The following is a 22,432-nucleotide window of genomic DNA, read 5'->3' as shown; positions in this document are numbered from 1 at the left end:
TATGAATAATAAGCTATTTATACTTTCTGTTGCGGCACTTTCCTTAACTGCCTGCAAAAAAGAAGCTCCCAAGCAGGAAGGCCCTAAGCCATACCCTGTAGTAAATGTGGAGACCAAAAATATAGTCGGTTACCAGACATTTCCTGCCAGCATAGAAGGAAGGGTAAACAATGATGTACGGGCTAAAATCCAGGGATATATTACCCAGGTGCTGGTAGATGAAGGGCAGTATGTTACCAAAGGTCAGCCTTTATTCCGTCTTGAGACCAATATTTTAAGCCAGAACGCAGCTGCTTCAAGGGCAGGTGTAGGTGCGGCGGAATCTAATATTGCAGCAGCTCAGGCTGCCGTAAGTGCTGCCAATGTAGAAGTAAATAAATTGAAGCCGCTGGTTCAGAAAAATATCATCAGCAATGTACAGCTGCAGACGGCCCAGGCAAATCTTGCCCAAGCCCAGGCTCAGTTACAGCAGGCGAGAGCAGCAAAAAGCCAGGCCGTGGCCAATTATAAAGGCGTAGAAGCCAATATCGAATATTCTATCATCCGTGCCCCTATTTCCGGTGTAATCGGAAAACTTCCGTTAAAAGTGGGGAGTTTGGTAGGGCCAACTGACCAGTCGGCATTAACAACCATTTCTGATACATCAGGTGTGTATGCTTACTTTTCAATGAACGAAAAAGAATATTTTGACTTCCTTGAAAAATCCAAAGGCGCTACCATGCCGGAAAAAATTAAAAACCTTCCGATGGTTGAACTTCAGCTGGCCAACGGGAGCCTTTATCCTGAAAAAGGGAGAATTGAAGCCATTACAGGACAGATTGATCCTACAACGGGAACCATCCAGTTCAGGGTAAGCTTTACCAATGCCCAGAAACTGTTAAGCAACGGGAACAGCGGAACCATCAGACTGCCGAAAGCGTATGACAATGTACTGGTAGTTCCGGAAAGTGCTACATACGAGCAGCAGGGTATCGTGTATGTTTATAAAGTGGATAAAGGTGACACGGCAAGAAATGTTGTTATCAATGTTATCGACAGGATCGACAATCTGGCGCTTATTAAATCCGGTGTGAATAAAGGCGAAACAATTGTAGCAGCAGGTATCGGAGCTTTAAAGCCGGGGACTGCCGTGAAGCCGAAGCCCGTAAAAATGGATAGTCTTGTTCAATCTATAAAACCGAAATTCTAAAATGATTAAAAATTTTATCAACCGGCCGGTTTTATCCACCGTAATCTCCATTCTGATTGTGATTCTCGGGGTTTTAGGATTGATCTCGCTGCCGGTTACACAGTATCCTGACATTGCACCGGCAACGGTAAGTGTAAGGGCAAATTATACCGGGGCCAATGCCGAAACGGTAATGAAGAGTGTTGTGGTACCTCTTGAAGAACAGATCAATGGGGTTGAAGGGATGGATTATATTACTTCAACAGCCGGGAATGACGGTTCAGCCCAGATCCAGGTATTCTTTAAACAGGGAGTAGATGCAGATATTGCTGCCGTAAACGTTCAGAACCGTGTGGCCAGGGCAAGCCCCCTGCTTCCAAGTGAAGTTACCCGTTCCGGAGTGGTTACGCAGAAACAGCAGACAAGTGCCCTGATGTACCTTTCTTTTTATTCAGAAAATAAGAATATAGATGACGTTTATCTTCAGAACTTTTTGAACATCAACGTTATTCCGGATCTTCAGAGGATCAACGGAGTAGGGGAAGCCAACGTGTTCGGCGGGAAAAACTATTCCATGAGAATCTGGCTCGATCCTGCTAAACTGGCAGCCTATGGCATTACACCCACTGAAGTTACCACGGCAATCAATGACCAGAGTAGAGAAGCTGCTGCGGGATCTTTAGGACAGAACAGCGGAAGCTCTTTTGAATACATCATTAAATATGTAGGGAAATTCAGTGAAAAGGAACAGTATGATGATATCATCATCAAATCTCTTCCGGACGGACAGAATTTAATGCTGAAAGATGTTGCAAAAGTAGAACTGGGAGGTTTATCATACAGCGGAATCGGTGAAAACGGCGATAACCCGTCCATCAGTATGGGGGTTTTCCAGACGCCGGGATCCAATGCCCAGGAAATTATCGAGAACATTAAAAAACAGCTGAAAGATAATGAAAGTACCTATCCTGAAGGCGTAAAATATACCTTTAACTTTGATACCAATGAATTTCTGGATGCATCCATTGAAAAAGTAATCCATACTTTAATTGAAGCATTTATCCTGGTATTTATCGTAGTATATATCTTCTTACAGGATTTCAGGTCTACCTTAATTCCGGCCATTGCGGTTCCGGTATCTATTGTAGGAACATTCTTCTTCCTGAATCTTTTCGGATATTCATTAAACCTTTTAACGCTTTTCGCTTTGGTACTGGCCATCGGTATCGTGGTGGATGATGCCATTGTCGTCGTCGAGGCGGTCCATGCCAAAATGGAGCACGGGATATCCGATGCCAAAAAAGCAACCATTGAAGCGATGAATGAAATCACCGGAGCTATTATCTCAATTACGCTGGTAATGGCAGCGGTATTTATTCCGGTTACCTTTATTACAGGGCCTACCGGTGTATTCTATCAGCAGTTCGGGATCACACTGATTATTGCGATCATTATTTCGGCGGTTAATGCATTGACACTGAGTCCGGTTTTATGTTCATTATTCTTAAAGCCACACGAAGATCACCACCATGATTATAAAAATAAAAATTTCATTCAGAAATTCTTTTATAAATTTAATATCGGCTTTAAAACAGCCACAGAGCGTTACGGAAGAGGATTTAATTTCCTGATTAAGCACAAGTGGGTAACTCTGGTTATTCTTGTCATTACCGGAGGAATTATTTATTGGGCAAACGGCAGCATGAAGAAAGGTTTTGTACCTACAGAAGACAGGGGGATTATCTTTACCGATGTACAGCTTCCGCCGGGAGCATCAATGGAAAGAACCTACAATGTCCTTAAAACACTGCAGAAAAATGCCATGCAGATTCCGGGAATCCAGAATGTGACGATTTCTACAGGTAGAGGACTACTGTCCGGAAACGGAAGTAACAACGGTCTTGCCTTTATTAAATTAAAACCTTTTGACGACAGGAAAGGCGACGGATTATCCTCAGAAGAAATTTCCAAGCGGTTATTCGGACTGGCAGGAAAAGTGCCGGATGCAAAAGTAGTATTCTTCCAGCCGCCGAGTGTGCCGGGATTCGGTAACAGTGCCGGTTTTGAAATGGTACTTCTGGATAAATCAGGAGGCGATTTTGCTCAATTAGATGCAAAAACGAACGAATTTATCGGAAACTTAATGCAGAGACCTGAAATTGAATTTGCCCAGACCTCATTCAATACAAAATATCCTCAGTACATGATGGAGATTAATGTTCCTTTGGCAAAACAGAAAGGTGTTTCGGTGAATGATATCTTATCGACAATGCAGGGATATATCGGTGGGATTTACGGAGCAGACTTTACCAAATACGGAAAACAGTTCAGGGTCATGATCCAGGCACTTCCTGAAGACAGGGTAGATGCTAATAATCTTAACCAGTATTATATTAAAACCAGTTCCGGGGAGATGTCGCCGATTTCACAGTTTGTGACGCTGACCAAAACTTACGGACCTCAGTCGGTAGGCCGTTATAACCTGTTTACTTCCGTGAAGATTACCGGAGCAAACAAAGCCGGTTTCAGTTCCGGGGATGCCATTACTGCAGTGCAGGATGTTGCTAAGGAAACGCTTGACCAGAATTATGATGTTGAATTTACGGGTCTTACAAGAGAAGAATTAAATTCCGGATCTCAGACCTTACTGATCTTTGCTTTGAGTCTGGTATTTGTTTACTTCATTCTTTCTGCGCAGTACGAGAGTTATATTTTACCGCTGGTGGTGGTCATTTCACTTCCGCTTGGGGTAATGGGAGCTTATTTCGGACAGAAAATCATGGGTCTTGAAAACAACATTTATTTCCAGATTGCCCTGATTATGTTGGTGGGGTTGCTGGCTAAAAATGCGATTCTGATCATCGAATTTGCGGTTCAGAGAAGACATCACGGTGAAACCATTGTGGAGTCTGCGATCAACGCGGCGAAAGCAAGGTTAAGACCGATCCTGATGACCTCATTAGCCTTTATCTTCGGTTTGCTTCCATTAGTTTTGGCAAGCGGGATTGGTGCTGTAGGTAACAGGTCGATTGCGACCGGTGCTTCAATAGGATTACTGATAGGTACTATTTTAGGGGTATTTGTAATCCCGGTACTGTATGTGGTTTTCCAGACTTTGCAGGAAAAAATAAAACCGATCAAGCAAAAAGATATCAATTTAGCAGAATAAATTAATGATCAGGAAATCAGCAGTTGGTATTTAACGGCTTCTGGTTTCCGGATTTTATAACTTCTATTTACTACAATGAAAAGTATTTTAAATATTATAAAAGGAATCACTTTCTCAGTAACTATTCTTGCAGCGGTATCATCCTGTTCGATAAGAAAAGAATACCAGAGGCCGGATCAGGTGGTGGATGAGAAACTGTACCGTACCGATATGCTTCCTTCGGACAGCACCAATATCGCAAATGTTTCATGGAAACAGATTTTTACGGATCCGATACTTCAGGGCCATATCTCCAAAGCTCTGGATAATAACCTGGATATAAGAATTGCCCTGCAGAGCATTGCTTCGGCAGAGGCTTATCTAAAACAGAGCAAAGCAGCTTACCAGCCTACCTTAACAGTGGGCCCTAATTATACCTTCCAGACACAGTCCATCAACACGCAGTTCGGGCAGATTATCGGGGCAAGAAGGTATGTCAACCAGTATGATATTACCGCCAATATCGCATGGGAAGCCGATATCTGGGGCAGGCTGAAATCACAGGAACGGGCACAGCTGGCAGCTTACCTAAGCACGGTTGCCGCCCATAAAGCAGTAAAGAGTGACCTGGTTGCTTCTATTGCTTCCTCTTATTACCAACTGCTGACTTATGATGCCCAGAAAAGGATTATTACGGAAACCATTGCACTGCGCGAAAGGAATCTGGAAACGACAAGAGCATTGAAGATAGCCGGAACGTTGACTGAAGTTGCCGTTCAGCAGAGTGAAGCCTTGGTATTCAATGCTAAATCGTTGCTGATTGATATTGATACACAGATCCAGCTTCTGGAAAATACGATGAGCATGCTGATGGGTGAACCTTCACGTTCCATTGAAAGATCCACACTGGAGGGGCAGCAGCTTCCTATTGATGTGAAACTGGGATACCCGGCGCAGTTGCTTGCCAACCGTCCGGATGTGATGAGGGCAGAGTATGAACTGATCAATACGTTTGAACTGACCAATGCGGCAAAAGCACAGTTTTACCCGACCCTAAGACTTACCGGAAGCGGTGGGGTACAGTCGGTGGACATTGATCATTTATTCAGTGTGAATTCCCTGTTTGCAAATGTTGTGGGAGGTCTGGCACAGCCGATCTTGAACAGGAGGGCAATCAGAACCAATTACGATGTAAGCCTTGCCAACCAGGAAACGGCTTATCTGAACTTCAGGAAAGCAGTCCTGAATGCCGGGAAAGAAGTATCGGATGCCATCAGGGTATTCTCCGTGCAGGATTCTTTTATTGAATTAAAGCAGAAAGAATTAAATGCCTATAAGAATTCTGTTGAATATTCTCAGGAGCTGGTTAATTACGGGATGGCTAATTATCTTGAAGTATTGAATGCCAGTGTAAATTCCTTAAATGCAGAACTGAATATCGCCAATGCACAATATAATAAAATGAGTGCCGGCGTAGAGCTTTATCAGGCACTTGGAGGCGGATGGAAATAATTTCGTCCTGAAAATATATGATAAAAACGCATGTTATTTCTGACATGCGTTTTTTATTGGCCGGAAATTTGAAATTTTACGAGGGTATAAATACCTGATAATTAATTACTAATTTGAGGTTGCGGATATATTGCACAGAAAACACTAAAATATTTAACAATAAATTTACAAAAGTATTTGCAGATCTATTTTAAATACTTACTTTTGTACCGCTTCAGAACAGAAGCATGACGGGGGATTGGCGCAGTTGGCTAGCGCGTTTGACTGGCAGTCAAAAGGTCACGGGTTCGAATCCCGTATTCTCCACATCCTATTTAAAGCTCTTCACTCGAAGGGCTTTTATTGTTTTATGGATACAAGATAGGTAACAGAATTATTCTTCAAAAATTATTACATCGTAATATAATTGTGGCACAGTAATTGAGAATAAAAAATTAACTATTAAAAATACATAATAAGGAACTCCAAATATTCCTGGCATTTTTTGTCAGGAATATTTTTTTGTCCGGCTTCCAAATTCTTTTTTGTTAAAAGAACAATACTATTTGCGGATCAGTACCCAATAACGGATAATATGCGTTAAAAAAGTGCAGTAATTTCAAACATAGCTTAATTTTTATCAAAGAATACTATTTTTAAAGGGCTAAAAAGTATTTAAGTCAAATAAAAATTCTATATTTGTCACCATTCAAAAATATGTATTTGAAGCGTACCGGTCTTGCTGACATCATCAATCCGGGCAAACCATTAAGTGTTAAAACTACTTATAAACTATGAAGAAAATATTTTTACTTTTACTGACTGCTTTTTTATTTATTGGTTGTGGTAAAGATGAAGACACCATTTATGATTTTATCGGAACCTGGGCCGGAACTTATGAAGGCACCGAAAAAGGCAACTGGAACATCGTCGTAGCCACAGACGGAAAAGTAACGGGAACCATGCACTCAGACCAGAGTACTGAGAATTATTCCATTTCCGGACAGCTTAGTGAATCGGGAGAATTAACGGCAACAGTAGGCATGCCTCAGGACGGAGAGTTCAGAGGGACCCTTACCAGAGAAGATAAAAAAGCCACCGGCAGCTGGACCAATTCAGTTCCTACACCTACAAGATCAGGAACCTGGAAAGGTGAAAAGACATCCAAATAAAATCTTATCCATTACATTATATAAAGCTATTCTCCGGAATAGCTTTTTTGGTTTAATTCCTGCCATAAATTAAGTACGGTAAAAGCATAATTTATTTATATTTGTAGGCACCTTAGAGCAGAAAATAAAAGAAATATGAAGAACAGCCTGAATTATGGAAATCTAAAACGAACAGCCATTTATGCTTTGCTCATTGCTTCCACCATTTCTGTTTCGTGCGGAAGCTCAAAAAATGTTGCGGTAAAAAGAAATCCGCGCATCTCACCGTCTGTACCAAAGACTGAAAACCTCCGTAAACTTGATTCCGGTTTTAACGGCAGTGTTCCGAAATCAATCAGCGAAATTTTAAAAGATGCTGAAAAATACCTGGGCGCTCCCTATAAGTTCGGGGGCAATACCTCTTCCGGTTTCGACTGTTCAGGTTTTGCACTGAAAGTTTTTGAAGAAAATGACTACCAGCTTCCCAGAAGATCATCAGACCAGGCAGAAGCAGGAAAGAAAATTGACATCAGGGAAGTGAAGCCCGGCGACCTTTTGTTTTTTTCAACAGCAGGCGGAAGCCGCGTATCCCATGTCGGTATCGTTCATGATATCGGAAACAACGGCGAGGTAAAATTCATCCATGCCTCAACAACAAAAGGGGTAATCATATCGTCTTTAAATGAAGTATACTGGAATAAAGCCTATCTGCACGCACAGAGAATACTGTAATTTCAACAGCTCGTTTATATAAGAAATAAGAACGGTGTATTGTAATAATGCTTATTTCAGAGCTGTGATAATTTTGTATTATCCATGTAACAGAACATCTTCCAGAATTGTCATATTCAAATAAGGATGTTAACCTGGTATACTGCCGGATTATCAGGTAGCTTATATCCGCATCAGTATAGTATATCTCCGGCTCAAAAAGAAATAATGAAAAAAATTATTGTAATAACAGGTCTTGTTTTGTTGAGTTCCTGTTCAGTAGCACCCACGAAGAAAACAGATTTTGAATATAGCAGGATAGAAAAAATTTCCGACAGTATTAAAATTCAGAATATCACTGTTGTCAACCTGTTCAAATACCAGGTTTTAGCCCATAAGAATGAGGTTTTCGATTCTGCCATGATCAGGAAAAATGTTTATTTACCACACAGGAAATTGTGGGACAGCTGCTACGGAGTTATTTTTGGAGATGAAAATGCAGGCCGTTTCAACAATGCAGAAGGCCTTGTGCAATGGAACAGAACACTTTTCGATAAAGATAAATTACAATTTATAGAAAAAACAAAAAGCATTACCGATATTAATATCAACAGGCTGATTCGAAGAAACCTGGCAAAATTCAACCGGTTGGTTCTTTATCAGCCCAGTGCTAAAATAAGTCTTCTTTTTACACCCATTACAGGAATCGGTTTCGGAGGATGCAATGCAGAACAGTTTGCCCTGGAATTGAATAATACATCGGTAAATATCAATTATACTTTAGAAAAAGGATTGCCGCATGAGTTGAATCATTTGGTGTATGAAAAATTCAGGAATAATGATCCCAATAAAGATTCGGCTTTGAGCCAGACCATAGACGAAGGCTTTGCCTGTTATTTTACCTATGTGTTTTTTGATAAGAAAATACCTGAACATGAAGCTGTTGAAAACATGACTAAAGCGGATTGGGACTGGTATATGAAAAATGAGAAAGAAATCTTTTTAAAAGTGAAACCTTATTTTTCAGATACTTCAGGAAATAATCCATTATTAAGAAATGAACACCTAAAACTGTTCCCGGATGCTCCGAAATCCCTGAATTATTGGTTGGGTTTCAGGATCATTTCTAAATATGTGGAGAAACACGGAAGCAATTCCTGGAAAGACATCTATAGCTTAACCCCTAAAAAAGTTTTGGAAAAAAGCGGATACGAAGATTATATCGAAAACCTGAAACCATAATTGTCAACCGGTAATTTATTTTATACTCAGGTTAAACGGATATTTAAGCTCCTTAATACAGATACTTTCAAAATATTTTCCTGAACTTTTTTGTATCTTTGGCGCGAATAAATTTAAACTATACATATGTCGTTACAACAAACCATTGAGAATATTTGGGACAACAGAGACCTTTTGCAGAATGAAGACAGCCAAACAGCCATCAGAGAAGTGGTTTCTCTGCTGGATTCAGGAACCCTTCGCGTAGCCGAACCTACAGAAAACGGATGGCAGGTGAATGAATGGGTGAAAAAAGCAGTTGTAATGTATTTCCCGATTCAGAAGATGGAAACGATTGAAGTAGGCCCGTTTGAATTTCATGATAAAATTCCTTTGAAGAGAAACTATGCAGAAAAAGGAGTAAGGGTAGTTCCCCATGCCATTGCAAGAGAAGGTTCTTTTGTAGCATCAGGCGTTATTTTAATGCCTTCTTACGTAAATATCGGGGCTTATGTAGATTCAGGAACAATGGTAGATACGTGGGCAACCGTAGGAAGCTGTGCACAGATCGGTAAAAATGTCCACCTGAGCGGTGGTGTAGGAATCGGTGGTGTTTTAGAACCGCTTCAGGCTGCTCCGGTTATTATTGAAGATGACTGCTTTATCGGTTCAAGATGTATCGTGGTAGAAGGGGTTCATGTAGAAAAAGAAGCCGTTCTGGGCGCGAATGTCGTACTGACAGCTTCAACGAAAATTATTGATGTTACCGGTCCTGAACCGATAGAAATCAAAGGAAGGGTTCCTGCCCGTTCCGTGGTAATTCCGGGAAGCTATACGAGACAGTATCCGGCCGGGGAATACCAGGTGCCGTGTGCACTGATCATCGGTCAGAGAAAAGAATCTACCGATAAAAAAACTTCTTTAAATGATGCGCTGAGAGATAATAATGTAGCTGTTTAAAACGCCATTGTAAACCAATACTTCACCATTTTGAAAGATAAATTTCTTAAAATACTGCTAAACCCTAAATATATATTTGGGGTTTATCTTATTATAGCCGTGGCTACGGCACTTTCCAAATATTTCAGAGGCAGCTATGCAATCAACAATTACCTGATTTTTAAAAACGTATTTCTGAATACGTACCATCAGAGCAATTTATTCAGTGAATATCCGGACCGGTTTTTTGATATGAACCACTACGGTGTCTTCTTCAGTATACTGATTGCACCGTTTGCTTTGATGCCCGACTGGCTGGGGATTACCCTGTGGAACGCGGCCAATACTTTTATTTTCATTTATGCCATTCACAAGCTTCCCTTTTCCGATGCTAAAAAAGCACTCTTTGCTTTATTCTGCCTTCAGGAATACATTACGGCAGCGTTGAGCCTCCAGTTTAATATTGCATTGACGGGACTTCTTCTGCTGTCCGCAATCTACATTTACGAAAGAAAGGAAACAAAATCCGTTACCGCTATTTTAGTAGGTGTTTTTGTGAAAATATATGGGATTGTAGGGCTTTCCCAGTTCTTTTTCATTAAGAACAAAACAAAATTTATCGTGTCAGGACTGATCATTGCAGGAGTGTTTTTTGTACTGCCTATGCTCTATTCAAGTCCGCAGTTTGTGATACAGTGCTATTCGGACTGGTACCAGTCGATTATTGAAAAGAACAGTGCAAACCAGACCCTGGGCAATATGCAGGATATTTCACTGATGGGTTTTTTCAGAAGGATTTTAGGGGATGCTTCTATTTCGAATATCATATTTTTGGCATTCGGGTTACCGCTTTTCGCTTTGCCTTATATCAGGATCCAGCAGTATAAAAATTATGCATTCCAATTAATGATCCTGGCCTCGACGTTACTTTTTCTGGTATTGTTCAGTTCAAGCTCAGAATCGCCTACCTACATCATTGCCGTTACAGGCGTATTGATCTGGTTTTTCCTGCAGAAAGAAAGAACGCCTTTCATTATCGGTCTGCTGGTTTTCGTTATTATTTTCACCTGTTTTTCAACTTCAGACCTGTTCCCGAAGTTTGTAAAAAAGAATTATATCATTAAATATTCTCTAAAAGCTGTACCTTGCATTGTCATCTGGCTGAGGGTAATCTATGAACTTTTAACCAAAGATTTCGAAAAAAACTACAGCCTCAAATAATCCTATGAAAAAGATTTCAATCGTCATTCCTGCCCACAATGAAGAAGGAAATGTGGCTTTGGTTTATGAAAAAATCAGTCAGGTTTTTTCCGGACTGAGCGATTATGATTTTGAAATTATTTTTGTAAATGACGGAAGCAGGGATCAGACCCAGCAAAAACTGGAGGAGCTGTCCCGGAAATATGATGAAGTAAAATTCATTGAGTTTTCAAGGAACTTTGGACATCAGCCTGCTGTAAAAGCCGGAATGGACCATGCCCACGGAAATGCGGTGATCTCAATGGACGGCGACCTTCAGCATCCACCGGAACTGATCCCGGAACTGATTAAAAAATGGGAGGAAGGCAATGATATTGTATTCACCGTAAGGAAATACCCGAAAGAAATTTCTCTGTTTAAAAGGAGGACCTCAGACTTTTTTTACAAAATACTGTCGAAATTATCCGATGTCAATCTTACCAAAGGCGGCGGCTCAGATTTCAGGCTGATGGATGCCAATGCTGTGGAAGTGATGAGAAGCTTCAATGAAGATGATCTGTTTTTAAGAGGATTGACAAGCTGGATGGGCTTTAAGCAGGCCGGAATAGAATTTACCGCCAATGAAAGACTGTCAGGGCAAAGCAGCTATAACATTAAAAAAATGATTACGTTTGCTTTTACCGGCATTACGGCATTCAGTGTAAAACCGCTTTATATCGCAGCGTATCTGGGCTTCCTGTTTTCAGGGCTTTCTGTAGTGGGGTACGGCATTTATGTGATCCATTCATTTATTACAGAAACGGAGATTTCAGGCTGGGCATCACTGATTATGACCATTGTTTTCTTCGGAGGGCTGCAGCTGATCATTTTAGGCATCATAGGAATTTATTTAGGGAAAATCTTTAAGCAGGTAAAAGAAAGACCGAACTATATCATCAAAAATAAAAATTTTTAACCATGGTTTTATTGAGTTTTGACATTGAGGAATTTGATATGCCATTGGAATACAAAGGGGAAATTCCGTTTGAAAAACAGATTTCCGTCTCACAGACCGGATTGGAAAGAATCCTGGGTCTCCTTAAAAAGCACCAGGTAAAAGCTACTTTTTTTTCAACTGTAGTTTTTGCTGAAAACAGTAAATACCTTATCAAAAGGCTGTTGGATGATGGCCACGAACTAGCTTCCCACACCTGGTTCCATTCAGATTTTGAAGAAAAGCACCTGAAAGAATCCAAAGAAAGGCTGGAAGAATTATTTTCTGCAAAAGTAACCGGTCTCAGGATGCCGAGAATGATGCCGGTGAGTAAAAATGCGGTGGAAGATGCCGGTTATGCCTATAATTCATCCATCAACCCGACATTTCTACCCGGAAGATATAACAATCTTAAAGTTTCAAGGACCTATTTTAAAGAAGGGAAGGTGACCCAGATTCCGGCTTCGGTGTCTCCCAATTTCAGGATCCCTTTATTCTGGCTGAGCTTTCATAATTTCCCTCTGTCTTTTTATAAGAAACTGGCGTCAGACACGTTAAAGAAAGACCGGTATTTAAATATCTATTTCCATCCCTGGGAATTTGCAGAAATTAAAGATGAAGCATTTAAATTACCCGGTTTTACCGTAAAAAATTCTGGAAAAGACATGGTGGAAAGTTTTGATGCATTTATTTCCTGGCTTAAAAGTAAAAACTATACCTTCGGTACCTTTCAGGAATTTCAAAAACAGATTGAACTATGAAGATCGCTTACGATGCCAAAAGATTTTTCCACAACACATCGGGATTAGGCAACTATTCCAGGGATCTGGTCAGGATTCTGGCAAAATATTTTCCTGAAAACGAATACATTTTACTTAATAAAAACCAGTCGGAGAGAGGAAAGGATATCTTGGAAAACCCAGATGTACGGTTTGCTGAAACCTCGGGGGGAATGATGGCGAGGCAGCTGAAAATGGGGAAGGATGCCCAGAAACAGAATGCAGATATTTTTCATGGGTTATCCGGTGAACTGCCTTTGAAATGGGATCATGCCCCGATTAAAAAAATGGTGACCATTCACGATCTCATTTTTATGAGATATCCGCAGTATTATTCTTTTTTCGACCGTAAAATCCACCTGTGGAAATTTAAAAAAGCAGCTGATTCAGCAGATAAGATCATAGCGATTTCCGAACAGACAAAAAAGGACATCATTCAGTTTCTTAACGTCCCGGAAAACAAAATTGAAGTGATTTACCAGGGGTGTCATCAGGCTTTTAAAGAAGAGCAGCCTGAAGAATTTATCCTTCAGACCAGAAAAAAATTTAATCTTCCCGATCGTTTTATCTTAAACGTAGGGACTATTGAAGAACGTAAAAACCTTTTAAACATTGTTAAGGCCGTAAAAGATACAGCAATTCCTCTGGTGGTGGTCGGCAGGAAAACAAAGTATTTCAGGAAAATCCAGCAGTTCATTCAGAAAAGCAAGATGGAAAAACAGATCCATTTTTTAGAAAATGTTTCTATGGATGAGCTGGCAGTACTCTATAAATCAGCAGATATTTTTGTATACCCGAGCTTTTTTGAAGGTTTCGGAATTCCGGTAATTGAAGCGCTGTTCTCAAAAACAGTTGTCGTAACCAGCAATACCAGCTGTCTTCCTGAAGCGGGCGGACCGGATTCTGTGTACATTAATCCCGGAAATGCAGCAGATATTTCAGCCAAAATACAGTTTCTCTGGAAGAGTGAATCTGAAAGACAGCGCCGTGCTGACAAGGGTTTTGATTTTGTTCAGAAGTTTAATGATGAGCCCATTGCAGGCCGGCTGATGGAGCTCTACAGAAAAATTATTTCATAAAACACTTGGATGTTTCAAAATAAGTCCTACATTTGCAATACACATTTCAACAATGAAACCGAATTTTTTAACAGTACATCATTATCATCATCATCTCTGCTAGACGGAATTGATTGATCGATACTTTACGTTAGAAATCAAAATAATTAAAAACCGTCTGAGTAAACAGGCGGTTTTTTGTTTCTGAATTTATCCCGGGAAATTCTTACCATCCAACCAGTTTTATTTACTCAGGCTCAATAAAAAACCAATGAGTAAATTAAAAATTGCCATACAGAAAAGCGGAAGGCTTTACGAAGAATCCCTTCAGCTCCTTAAAGACTGCGGAATCTTCATCAATAACGGAAAAGACCAGCTCAAAGTTTCCGTAGACAACTTTCCTCTGGAAATTATGTACCTGAGAAACTCGGATATCCCGCAGTATCTGGAAGACGGGGTTGTAGACATTGCCATTGTAGGCGAAAACCTCCTGGCGGAAAAAGAAAAGAATATTGAGATTGTCCAGAAGCTCGGATTCTCAAAATGCAGGGTCTCATTAGCCGTTCCAAAAGAGGTGGAAACAGACCAGCTCAGTTATTTCCAGGGTAAAAGAATTGCCACTTCCTATCCGAATACCCTTAAAAACTTTCTTCAGAAGAATAATATTTCAGCAGAGATCCATGTTATTTCAGGGTCAGTGGAAATTGCCCCGAATATCGGTCTTGCCGATGGGATATGTGATATTGTAAGCTCAGGAAGCACTTTATTTAAAAACGGGCTCAGGGAAACGGTTACTCTTCTGACATCCGAGGCGGTTCTGGCAAAAACCTTCAGCCTGAATGATGAAAAAGAAGCTATTCTCGGGAAATTACTATTCAGGATTAAAGCCGTTTTAAAAGCGAAAAATTCAAAATATATTCTGATGAATGTCCCGAATGATAAAATTAAAATAATCTCTGAAGCCCTTCCGGTCCTTAAAAGCCCGACGGTTATTCCCCTGGCTCAGGAAGGGTGGAGCAGCATCCATTCCGTGATTGACGAAGACCGGTTCTGGGAAGTTATTGATGAACTCAAAGACAGAGGTGCCCAGGATATTTTAATAATTCCGATTGATAAAATGGTGATATAAGATGAATATTTCAAAATACCCACAGAAAAATGCATGGCCGGAAATCGTTAAAAGGCCGGTTTTGGAAAGGACAGGACTTACGGAAACTGTATCAGAAATCTTTGCAGAAGTACGCCGAAACGGTGATCAGGCATTAATCAGGTTCAATAAAAAATTTGACCAGGCTGATGTTGAGAGGATCCGAGTATCTGAAGAAGAAATAAAACGTGCTGAGAATGCTCTGCCGGAAGAATTGAAAATTGCAATTCAGCAGGCTAAAGAGAATGTTACCAAATTCCATGCTTCCCAGAATCCTGAAATCCAAGAAATTGAAACCATGGCAGGTGTCACATGCTGGAGGGAAAACCGGGCGATTGAAAAAGTGGGGATTTATATTCCCGGAGGAACGGCGCCTTTATTTTCTACCGTATTGATGCTGGCGGTTCCTGCACAGTTGGCAGGCTGCAGAGAAATTGTTTTATGTACGCCTCCTGATAAAAATGGGAACATCAATCCTGCCATCCTTTACGCGGCACAGCTTTGTGGAGTCCGGAATATATTCAAAACAGGTGGGGCGCAGGCGATTGCTGCCATGACGTTTGGGACTGAAAGTGTTCCGGATGTTTATAAAATTTTCGGGCCCGGAAACCAGTATGTGGTGGCTGCAAAAGAGTATGCGCAGAATTATAAGGTTGCCATCGATATGCCCGCCGGTCCCAGTGAAGTTCTGGTAATTGCCGATGAATCTGCCGTTCCGGAATTTTGTGCAGCAGACCTGCTTTCCCAGGCAGAGCACGGAAGCGACAGCCAGGTCATCTTTATTACAACCGATGAAACCGTTCTTAACCGGACGGTTGAAGAAACAGAAAAACAGCTTGAGCAGCTTCCGAGAAATGAAATGGCGCGAGAATCTCTAAAAAGCAGTCATTTTATTTTGATGGAATCCATTGAAGAAGCGTTGGAACTCAGCAATCTCTATGCTCCCGAACATTTGATTTTAGCGATAGAGGATTTTGAAAAATACATTCCGGAAATTAAAAATGCCGGTTCGGTTTTCCTCGGGAACTATTCCTGCGAAAGTGCCGGAGATTATGCGAGCGGAACCAATCATACTCTTCCTACGAACGGCTTTGCCAGGAATTACAGCGGTGTTTCCCTGGACAGCTTTATAAAGAAGATCACTTTTCAACACCTGTCTGCAGAAGGATTGGAAAATTTAGGAAAAACCATAGAAATCATGGCCGATGCAGAAGGGCTTTTCGCTCACAAAAATGCCGTATCCATAAGATTAAAACAACAAAATGAAAGAATTTAACATCAACCGCTTCGTGCGAAAAAATATTCTGGAACTTCAGCCGTACATCAGTTTCAGGGATCAGAATGAATTTGACAGTCCTGTTTTTATGGATGCCAATGAAAGCCCGTTTGGAAACATGAACCGTTATCCGGATTCCACACAGAAGAAACTGAAGCAGAAACTTTCTGTCATAAAGAATGTTTCAGCCAATAATATTGCCCTCGGAAACGGGAGCGATGAACTGATAGACCTGATCATCAAAATTTTCTGCGAACCCAAAAAAGATGCAGTCTTAAGAATGAATCCTTCTTTTGCCATGTATGATTTTTATGCCTCGATCAATGAAAACAAAGTCGTAAAAATGGATTTAAATGCAGATTTTGATATTGTAAAAGATGATTTTTTAAACCTGATAAAAGATGATCAGCCAAAGATTTTCTTTCTGTGTTCACCGAACAATCCTACCGGGAACAGCATTGAAGACCTGGAATTCTATATTGAAAATTTCAACGGGATTGTTGTGGTGGATGAAGCGTATATCGAATTTTCCGGCAGGAAGTCATGCTTAGAACTGTTGGATAAATACCCGAATCTGATTATTCTTCAGACCTTCTCAAAAGCCTGGGGAATGGCAGGCGCAAGGGTAGGTATGGCTTATGCCTCGGAAGAAATTATTAAACTTATCAATACGGTAAAAGCGCCTTATAATATCAATTCGTTAAGCCTGGACCTGGTCCTGAAATCAATTGACAGCCTCGAACCGTTAATGCAGAACATAGAAAATATTCTCCTTGAAAAATCCTGGCTGAAAGAGCAGTTTGAAAACATCAGCTGTATAAAAAAAATATATCAGAGCGATGCTAATTTCTTTTTAATTGAATTTGAAAATGTTGAGAAAGCCTATGAGCAGTTGCTGGAAAAGGAAATTTTAACCAGTAAGAGAAGTCCCCAGATTCCCAACTGTATCAGGATGAATATAGGAACCAGAGAAGAAAATAAGAAACTGATTGCCGCTTTACAAAATATTGAATTATGAAAAAAGTATTGTTTATAGATCGTGACGGAACCCTGATCATCGAACCTGAAAATGATTTCCAGGTGGATTCCCTGGACAAGTTGGAGTTCTATCCGGGTGTCTTCCAGAACCTCTCAAAAATTGCCAGTGAACTTGATTATGAATTGGTCATGATCACCAATCAGGACGGTTTGGGAACGGAAAGCTTTCCTTACGAAGATTTTATCAGGCCTCATGAAAAAATGCTTAAGGCTTTTGAAAATGAAGGGATTGTGTTCAGTGATATTTTAATCGACAGAAGTTTTGAGCATGAAAATATGCCGACCCGCAAACCACAGACCGGCATGCTGGGGAAATATATTTACGGTGATTATGACCTTGAAAATTCTTTTGTGATCGGGGACAGGCTGACCGATATCCGGCTGGCGGAAAACCTAAAATCAAAAGCCATTTTTATCGGTGCCGTTCAGAATGAGGATGCGGCGTTGGCTACCGAAAGCTGGAACGAAATCTATTCTTACCTGAAAAAGGTTCCGCGGAAAGCAAAAGTATCAAGAAAAACCAATGAAACAGATATTGAAATTGAAATCAACCTGGATGGAAACGGCCGGTCTGACATCTCAACAGGGCTTCATTTTTTTGACCATATGCTGGAACAGATTGCCAAACACGGCAATTTAGATCTGAAGATCATCGTAAAAGGAGATCTGCAGGTGGATGAACACCACACCATTGAAGATACCGGGATTGTATTGGGACAGGCCGTCCTGGAAGCACTGGGAAAGAAAAAAGGAATTGAAAGATATGGTTTTCTGCTGCCTATGGATGACTGTCTGGCGCAGGTGGCTATTGATTTCGGAGGCCGCCCGTGGCTGGTCTGGGAGGCAGATTTCAGGCGTGAGAAAATAGGGGATGTCCCTACTGAAATGTTTTACCATTTCTTTAAATCTTTTACGGATTCGGGCCGGTGTAATATCAATATCAAAGCAGACGGTGAAAACGAGCACCATAAAATAGAATCGGTTTTTAAAGCATTCGCAAAATCGATAAAAGCAGCGGTACAGCAGACCGGACAGAATTTTAATATCCCCTCAACAAAAGGAAGCTTATAAATAATATGGTTGCCATTATAAAATACAACGGCGGAAATGTAAATTCCGTACAGAATGCGCTGGACAGGCTGAATACAAAATCAATAATTACTGATGATCCCGAAGTAATCAAGAATGCAGACAAGGTGATTTTCCCGGGTGTGGGTGAAGCTTCGTCTACCATGAGGATGCTGAAAGAAAAAGGCCTGGATCTGTTAATTCCTTCATTACAGCAGCCGGTATTGGGAATTTGCCTGGGAATGCAGCTGATGTGTGCCGGTAATGAAGAAGGCAATACGATTGGGATGGGAATTTTTGATATTCAGGTTAAAAAATTTCCTGCTGAAAATATCGTTCCGCATATGGGCTGGAATACACTTTCAGATTTTAAATCAAACCTTTTTTCTGACGGTAAAGAGGAAAACGATGTGTATTTTGTCCACAGCTTTTATTGTGAATTATCCCAATATACAACTTCAGTCTGTGATTATATCCTGCCTTTCAGTGCATCTCTGCAGAAAGATAATTTTTATGCTATGCAGTTTCACCCTGAAAAATCCGGAAGTGCCGGAAGCCGTTTATTACATAACTTTTTAAACATTAAATGATGAAAATTATTCCAGCCATTGATATTATCGACGGGAAATGTGTGCGGCTTTCAGAAGGCGATTATGATACCATGAAGGTCTACAATGAAAACCCGGTAGAAGTAGCCAAAGAATTTGAAGCTTCCGGAATTCAGTTCCTTCATCTCGTTGATCTCGACGGGGCAAAATCCAGACATATTGTTAACCACAAAATACTGGAAGCAATTGCCCGGAAAACATCTTTAAAAATAGATTTCGGCGGCGGACTGAAGACTTTGGGCGATATTGAAACTGCTTTTAATGCAGGGGCAGAACAGATTACCATTGGAAGCATTGCCGTTCAGGATCCGGAATTCTGTTTTAACCTGATTTCAACATTCGGTAAAGAAAAGATTATCCTGGGAGCCGACTGCAAAGACAGAAAAATAAAAACTTCGGGCTGGCTGGAGGAAAGTGATATAGATGTTATTGATTTCATTCTTCAGTATCAGCAGAAAGGAATACAGAGCGTGATCTGTACCGATATTGCCAAAGACGGCATGCTACAGGGACCATCGGAAGAGTTGTATCAGGATATTTTATCGCGAACTTCTGTTCAGCTGGTAGCCAGCGGCGGGATTTCAAAAATGCAGGACGTATACCGGATGAAAGAAATAGGTTGTTCCGGTACCATTATCGGGAAAGCAATCTACGAAGGAAAAATAAGTCTGGCTGAACTCCGGGAATTTATTGATTCCTGATTAAATCGGGCAAAAGCCGTTGATGATAAATAAACCATACCCATTAATTACAACAAATAAAGATGTTAAAAAAAAGAATCATACCCTGTCTGGACATCAAAGACGGCACAACGGTGAAAGGCGTTCAGTTTGAAGGACTTCGGAATGCCGGAGATCCCGTTGAGCTGGCAAAAAAGTATGAAAATGACGGAGCCGATGAACTGGTTTTCCTTGATATTACCGCAACCATTGAAGAACGTAAAACGTTTGCCGAACTGGTGAAAAATATTGCCCGGGAACTGAGTATTCCTTTTACGGTTGGCGGCGGCATTTCAAATGTTGAAGACGTCCGGAACCTGCTGGATGCAGGGGCCGACAAAATCAGCATCAATTCATCAGCCGTTAAAAACCCGGGACTGATTTCTGATTTGGCGAAAGAATTCGGAAGCCAGTGTATTGTTGTGGCAATTGATACAAAACTGATCAACGGTTCAGATTGGGTGCACATCAGAGGCGGAAGGGAAATCACGGGTTTAAAAACCGTAGATTGGGCAAAAGAAGCGGAAGCCCTTGGAGCCGGGGAAATTCTTCTGACATCGATGGACGGAGACGGAATGAAAAACGGCTTTGACCTGAGGATTACCAAACTGGTCTCTGAAAGCATCGGTATTCCTGTTATTGCTTCAGGCGGTGCCGGAAAAACTGAAGATTTTGATGATGTCTTCATGGAGACGAAAGCAACCGGCGCGCTGGCAGCCAGTATTTTCCATTTTGGGGAAATCGGAATCCGGAATTTAAAAAATGAATTAAAATCTAAAAATATAGCCGTACGATGAATATAAATTTTGATAAAAGCAACGGACTGGTCCCGGTTATTGTACAGGATGACCGTACCCTGCAGGTCCTCATGCTGGGATACATGAATAAAGAGGCTTATGAGAAAACAGAAAAGGAAAAGATCGTGACCTTTTTCAGCCGTTCTAAAAACAGGTTATGGACAAAAGGTGAAGAATCCGGGAATTTCCTTGCTGTAAAAAGCATGGCGGTTGACTGTGACCAGGATACTCTATTGATAAAGGCTGTTCCCGGAAAAACAGTGTGTCACACAGGAAACTTCAGCTGTTTCGGAGATAAAGAAGCCAAGGGATTTCTCTATGAACTGGAAGCAAAAATCAGCCGCAGGATTGATGAGAAAACGGAAGGTTCCTATACATATTCATTATTCCAGAGAGGCATCAACAAAGTAGCCCAGAAAGTGGGAGAGGAAGCAGTGGAACTGGTGATTGAAGCAAAAGATGACGATGAAAACCTTTTTAAAAATGAAGCCGCCGATCTGATGTATCATTATTTAATTCTCCTGAAAGCTAAAGACATGAGCATGAATGATATTGAAGAAGTGCTGATGTCACGTACACAGTAAATTACAGAACGGAAAAAGCCAATGGTTCGTTTACCATTGGCTTTTTATATTTTTAAAGATAATCTAATATTCGAAATACAGAGAACCGATTATTTTTCGATAATTATTTTCCGTACGGCTGTTGTATCACCGGTTTTAACGGTACACAGATAAGCGCCGCCGGTTAAGTCTGAAACATTAATCTTCGTTTCATTTTCCTTAGTGATCAGTAAACGCCCGCTCAGGTCTGTAATTTCTACCCTGAATTTTTTAATACTTTCCGGTAATTCAATATTCAGGACATCTTTTGCCGGATTAGGATAAACTTTTACCGACTCCAGTGCATGTACCGGAGCTTCACTCGTTCCTAAAAGACTTGTAGATGCCACCGCGAAATGCTGTAATGCGCCTACCGCTGCTTTCCCGACATTAAATACATACGTTGGGTCTACATTGGCAAAAGTATCATTTACCGTATGTTCATTAAAGCTCCTGGTATTCTCATAAAAGCCGGTGATGATGTCTCCGTTCTGCTCAAAAGGAACATAATCTGATGAATAGGTATTGGACATAACCGTCTGTAACGGAGAATACAATGCTGTACAATTGGCCAGCTGCTGCGTAATTGCCAGAGACTGCGCATTATTGCCGGCAAGGCCGTCCTGGTCACTTTCACATTTAATCGCGTTGTTGTTATTGGTGATTTTTCCTCCTACCTGGTCAATATTGAATACCAGTTTAATATTCAGCTGGCGTACATTATTCTGGAACACCACATTATCCGCATAATGCGCGCTTCCCTGCAAACCCTGCTCCTCACCGGAAAAATGGATGAACTTAACGGAATATTCAGTCGGGATGTTCCTTAAGATTCTTGCTGCTTCCAGAATAATAGAAGTTCCGCTTCCGTTATCACTTACACCGGGTCCCATGATGGTGTCATAATGGCCGCAGATGATAACATAGATATTAGGATACGTAGTCCCTGTTTTGGTGATGATTAAATTTTTTGAATTTATATTATTCCCGAAGGTAAACGGATCTTCCGTAATCTGGCTTGTAGTGTATCCGTAAGACTGGTATTTGGCTTTAAGCCAGTTCAGCGTATTGGTATTTGCTGCTGAGCCCGTAGTTTTTACGCCAAGGGTTTGAAATTCCTGTAAAAGGGTAGTAACATTTGTCTGTGAGACCTGGTCTGCTCTGTTTTTATAGGCCTGGATAAGCGTCTGAGCCTCTAAGCTATAGGCTGCCAATGAAATAAGCAGAAGGGTAGTTATTTTTTTCACCTTAGAGAAAATTATGCATTTAATATTAAACAAATGTAAATAATAAAAAAATCCTGAGCAAAAAACTCAGGACTTATATTGATAACAAAAA

General features: G+C 40.8%; 20 protein-coding genes and 1 tRNA gene. 20 read left to right on the top strand and 1 reads right to left on the bottom strand.

Going from position 1 to position 22,432, the window contains the following annotated elements; translation table 11 throughout:
* Window position 1 precedes the first annotated feature (1 nt).
* The 20 genes from ASE55_RS06235 to hisIE all read left to right on the top strand — a co-directional run bounded on the left by ASE55_RS06235 (window position 2) and on the right by hisIE (window position 21,076).
* Window positions 2-1,189 (top strand): efflux RND transporter periplasmic adaptor subunit, encoded by a 1,188-nt coding sequence (locus ASE55_RS06235; RefSeq protein WP_056216687.1) that lies wholly within the window; start codon window positions 2-4, stop codon window positions 1,187-1,189.
* 1 nt (window position 1,190) lies between these two features.
* A complete protein-coding gene (locus ASE55_RS06230; RefSeq protein WP_056216685.1) occupies window positions 1,191-4,337 on the top strand; it encodes an efflux RND transporter permease subunit in 3,147 nt (1,048 codons plus the stop codon).
* Between the two features lie 75 nt (window positions 4,338-4,412).
* A complete protein-coding gene (locus tag ASE55_RS06225) occupies window positions 4,413-5,828 on the top strand; it encodes an efflux transporter outer membrane subunit (protein WP_056216683.1) in 1,416 nt (471 codons plus the stop codon).
* A 232-nt stretch (window positions 5,829-6,060) separates the two neighbouring features.
* Window positions 6,061-6,134 (top strand) — tRNA-Ala (locus ASE55_RS06220).
* Window positions 6,135-6,601: 467 nt separating this feature from the next.
* Window positions 6,602-6,979 carry a hypothetical protein gene (locus ASE55_RS06215; RefSeq protein WP_056216681.1) on the top strand — a complete coding sequence of 126 codons (378 nt, stop codon included), beginning with the start codon at window positions 6,602-6,604 and terminating at the stop codon, window positions 6,977-6,979.
* Window positions 6,980-7,114: 135 nt separating this feature from the next.
* Complete coding sequence (locus ASE55_RS06210; RefSeq protein WP_056216679.1) at window positions 7,115-7,690, top strand: C40 family peptidase; 576 nt, start codon at window positions 7,115-7,117, stop codon at window positions 7,688-7,690.
* A gap of 207 nt (window positions 7,691-7,897) precedes the next feature.
* Window positions 7,898-8,911 carry a DUF2268 domain-containing putative Zn-dependent protease gene (locus ASE55_RS06205; protein ID WP_056216677.1) on the top strand — a complete coding sequence of 338 codons (1,014 nt, stop codon included), beginning with the start codon at window positions 7,898-7,900 and terminating at the stop codon, window positions 8,909-8,911.
* Window positions 8,912-9,037: 126 nt separating this feature from the next.
* A complete protein-coding gene (locus tag ASE55_RS06200) occupies window positions 9,038-9,850 on the top strand; it encodes a 2,3,4,5-tetrahydropyridine-2,6-dicarboxylate N-succinyltransferase (protein ID WP_056216675.1) in 813 nt (270 codons plus the stop codon).
* A gap of 30 nt (window positions 9,851-9,880) precedes the next feature.
* Window positions 9,881-11,050 carry a glycosyltransferase family 87 protein gene (locus ASE55_RS06195; protein WP_056216673.1) on the top strand — a complete coding sequence of 390 codons (1,170 nt, stop codon included), beginning with the start codon at window positions 9,881-9,883 and terminating at the stop codon, window positions 11,048-11,050.
* A 4-nt stretch (window positions 11,051-11,054) separates the two neighbouring features.
* Window positions 11,055-11,984 (top strand): glycosyltransferase family 2 protein, encoded by a 930-nt coding sequence (locus ASE55_RS06190; protein WP_056216671.1) that lies wholly within the window; start codon window positions 11,055-11,057, stop codon window positions 11,982-11,984.
* A 2-nt stretch (window positions 11,985-11,986) separates the two neighbouring features.
* Window positions 11,987-12,763: a polysaccharide deacetylase family protein gene (locus tag ASE55_RS06185; protein WP_056216669.1), complete on the top strand. Its 777-nt coding sequence runs from the start codon at window positions 11,987-11,989 to the stop codon at window positions 12,761-12,763.
* Window positions 12,760-13,860: a glycosyltransferase family 4 protein gene (locus ASE55_RS06180; RefSeq protein WP_056216667.1), complete on the top strand. Its 1,101-nt coding sequence runs from the start codon at window positions 12,760-12,762 to the stop codon at window positions 13,858-13,860. The genes ASE55_RS06185 and ASE55_RS06180 overlap by 4 nt, the downstream gene beginning before the upstream one ends.
* Before the next feature lie 250 nt (window positions 13,861-14,110).
* Window positions 14,111-14,968 (top strand): ATP phosphoribosyltransferase, encoded by an 858-nt coding sequence (gene hisG, locus ASE55_RS06175; protein WP_056216665.1) that lies wholly within the window; start codon window positions 14,111-14,113, stop codon window positions 14,966-14,968.
* A gap of 1 nt (window position 14,969) precedes the next feature.
* On the top strand, window positions 14,970-16,262 hold the full coding sequence (gene hisD / locus ASE55_RS06170) for a histidinol dehydrogenase (RefSeq protein WP_056216664.1): 1,293 nt from the start codon (window positions 14,970-14,972) through the stop codon (window positions 16,260-16,262).
* Window positions 16,249-17,280 (top strand): histidinol-phosphate transaminase, encoded by a 1,032-nt coding sequence (hisC, locus tag ASE55_RS06165; RefSeq protein ID WP_056216662.1) that lies wholly within the window; start codon window positions 16,249-16,251, stop codon window positions 17,278-17,280. The genes hisD and hisC overlap by 14 nt, the downstream gene beginning before the upstream one ends.
* The gene (hisB, locus tag ASE55_RS06160) at window positions 17,277-18,371 is read left to right on the top strand and encodes a bifunctional histidinol-phosphatase/imidazoleglycerol-phosphate dehydratase HisB (RefSeq protein ID WP_056216660.1); all 1,095 of its coding nucleotides are present in this window, start codon (window positions 17,277-17,279) and stop codon (window positions 18,369-18,371) included. The genes hisC and hisB overlap by 4 nt, the downstream gene beginning before the upstream one ends.
* A 5-nt stretch (window positions 18,372-18,376) precedes the next feature.
* A complete protein-coding gene (gene hisH, locus ASE55_RS06155) occupies window positions 18,377-18,958 on the top strand; it encodes an imidazole glycerol phosphate synthase subunit HisH (protein ID WP_056216657.1) in 582 nt (193 codons plus the stop codon).
* Complete coding sequence (gene hisA, locus ASE55_RS06150; RefSeq protein WP_056216656.1) at window positions 18,958-19,677, top strand: 1-(5-phosphoribosyl)-5-[(5-phosphoribosylamino)methylideneamino]imidazole-4-carboxamide isomerase; 720 nt, start codon at window positions 18,958-18,960, stop codon at window positions 19,675-19,677. The genes hisH and hisA overlap by 1 nt, the downstream gene beginning before the upstream one ends.
* A gap of 62 nt (window positions 19,678-19,739) precedes the next feature.
* Window positions 19,740-20,492, top strand: a complete 753-nt coding sequence (gene hisF / locus ASE55_RS06145) for an imidazole glycerol phosphate synthase subunit HisF (RefSeq protein ID WP_056216653.1) — start codon at window positions 19,740-19,742, stop codon at window positions 20,490-20,492.
* Window positions 20,489-21,076: a bifunctional phosphoribosyl-AMP cyclohydrolase/phosphoribosyl-ATP diphosphatase HisIE gene (gene hisIE, locus ASE55_RS06140; protein WP_056216651.1), complete on the top strand. Its 588-nt coding sequence runs from the start codon at window positions 20,489-20,491 to the stop codon at window positions 21,074-21,076. Before hisF ends, hisIE begins: the two co-directional genes overlap by 4 nt.
* 89 nt (window positions 21,077-21,165) lie before the next feature.
* Here the strand turns inward: hisIE and ASE55_RS06135 are convergent, their stop codons facing one another.
* Window positions 21,166-22,341, bottom strand: a complete 1,176-nt coding sequence (locus ASE55_RS06135) for a M28 family peptidase (RefSeq protein WP_056216649.1) — start codon at window positions 22,339-22,341, stop codon at window positions 21,166-21,168.
* Window positions 22,342-22,432 lie beyond the last annotated feature (91 nt).

Source organism: Chryseobacterium sp. Leaf201 (genome assembly GCF_001421435.1).
In the GTDB taxonomy this organism is placed as follows: Bacteria; Bacteroidota; Bacteroidia; order Flavobacteriales; family Weeksellaceae; genus Chryseobacterium.
This window is presented reverse-complemented; position numbering and strand designations above follow the sequence as displayed.

Coding starts and splice junctions, on each gene's coding strand:
- hisA (WP_056216656.1), top strand. CDS start 18,958: ATGAAAATTATTCCAGCCATTGATATTATCGACGGGAAATGTGTGCGG.
- hisC (WP_056216662.1), top strand. CDS start 16,249: ATGAAAGAATTTAACATCAACCGCTTCGTGCGAAAAAATATTCTGGAA.
- ASE55_RS06225 (WP_056216683.1), top strand. CDS start 4,413: ATGAAAAGTATTTTAAATATTATAAAAGGAATCACTTTCTCAGTAACT.
- ASE55_RS06185 (WP_056216669.1), top strand. CDS start 11,987: ATGGTTTTATTGAGTTTTGACATTGAGGAATTTGATATGCCATTGGAA.
- ASE55_RS06200 (WP_056216675.1), top strand. CDS start 9,038: ATGTCGTTACAACAAACCATTGAGAATATTTGGGACAACAGAGACCTT.
- ASE55_RS06190 (WP_056216671.1), top strand. CDS start 11,055: ATGAAAAAGATTTCAATCGTCATTCCTGCCCACAATGAAGAAGGAAAT.
- ASE55_RS06205 (WP_056216677.1), top strand. CDS start 7,898: ATGAAAAAAATTATTGTAATAACAGGTCTTGTTTTGTTGAGTTCCTGT.
- ASE55_RS06180 (WP_056216667.1), top strand. CDS start 12,760: ATGAAGATCGCTTACGATGCCAAAAGATTTTTCCACAACACATCGGGA.
- ASE55_RS06215 (WP_056216681.1), top strand. CDS start 6,602: ATGAAGAAAATATTTTTACTTTTACTGACTGCTTTTTTATTTATTGGT.
- ASE55_RS06210 (WP_056216679.1), top strand. CDS start 7,115: ATGAAGAACAGCCTGAATTATGGAAATCTAAAACGAACAGCCATTTAT.
- hisIE (WP_056216651.1), top strand. CDS start 20,489: ATGAATATAAATTTTGATAAAAGCAACGGACTGGTCCCGGTTATTGTA.
- hisF (WP_056216653.1), top strand. CDS start 19,740: ATGTTAAAAAAAAGAATCATACCCTGTCTGGACATCAAAGACGGCACA.
- hisB (WP_056216660.1), top strand. CDS start 17,277: ATGAAAAAAGTATTGTTTATAGATCGTGACGGAACCCTGATCATCGAA.
- hisH (WP_056216657.1), top strand. CDS start 18,377: ATGGTTGCCATTATAAAATACAACGGCGGAAATGTAAATTCCGTACAG.
- hisG (WP_056216665.1), top strand. CDS start 14,111: ATGAGTAAATTAAAAATTGCCATACAGAAAAGCGGAAGGCTTTACGAA.
- ASE55_RS06230 (WP_056216685.1), top strand. CDS start 1,191: ATGATTAAAAATTTTATCAACCGGCCGGTTTTATCCACCGTAATCTCC.
- ASE55_RS06235 (WP_056216687.1), top strand. CDS start 2: ATGAATAATAAGCTATTTATACTTTCTGTTGCGGCACTTTCCTTAACT.
- hisD (WP_056216664.1), top strand. CDS start 14,970: ATGAATATTTCAAAATACCCACAGAAAAATGCATGGCCGGAAATCGTT.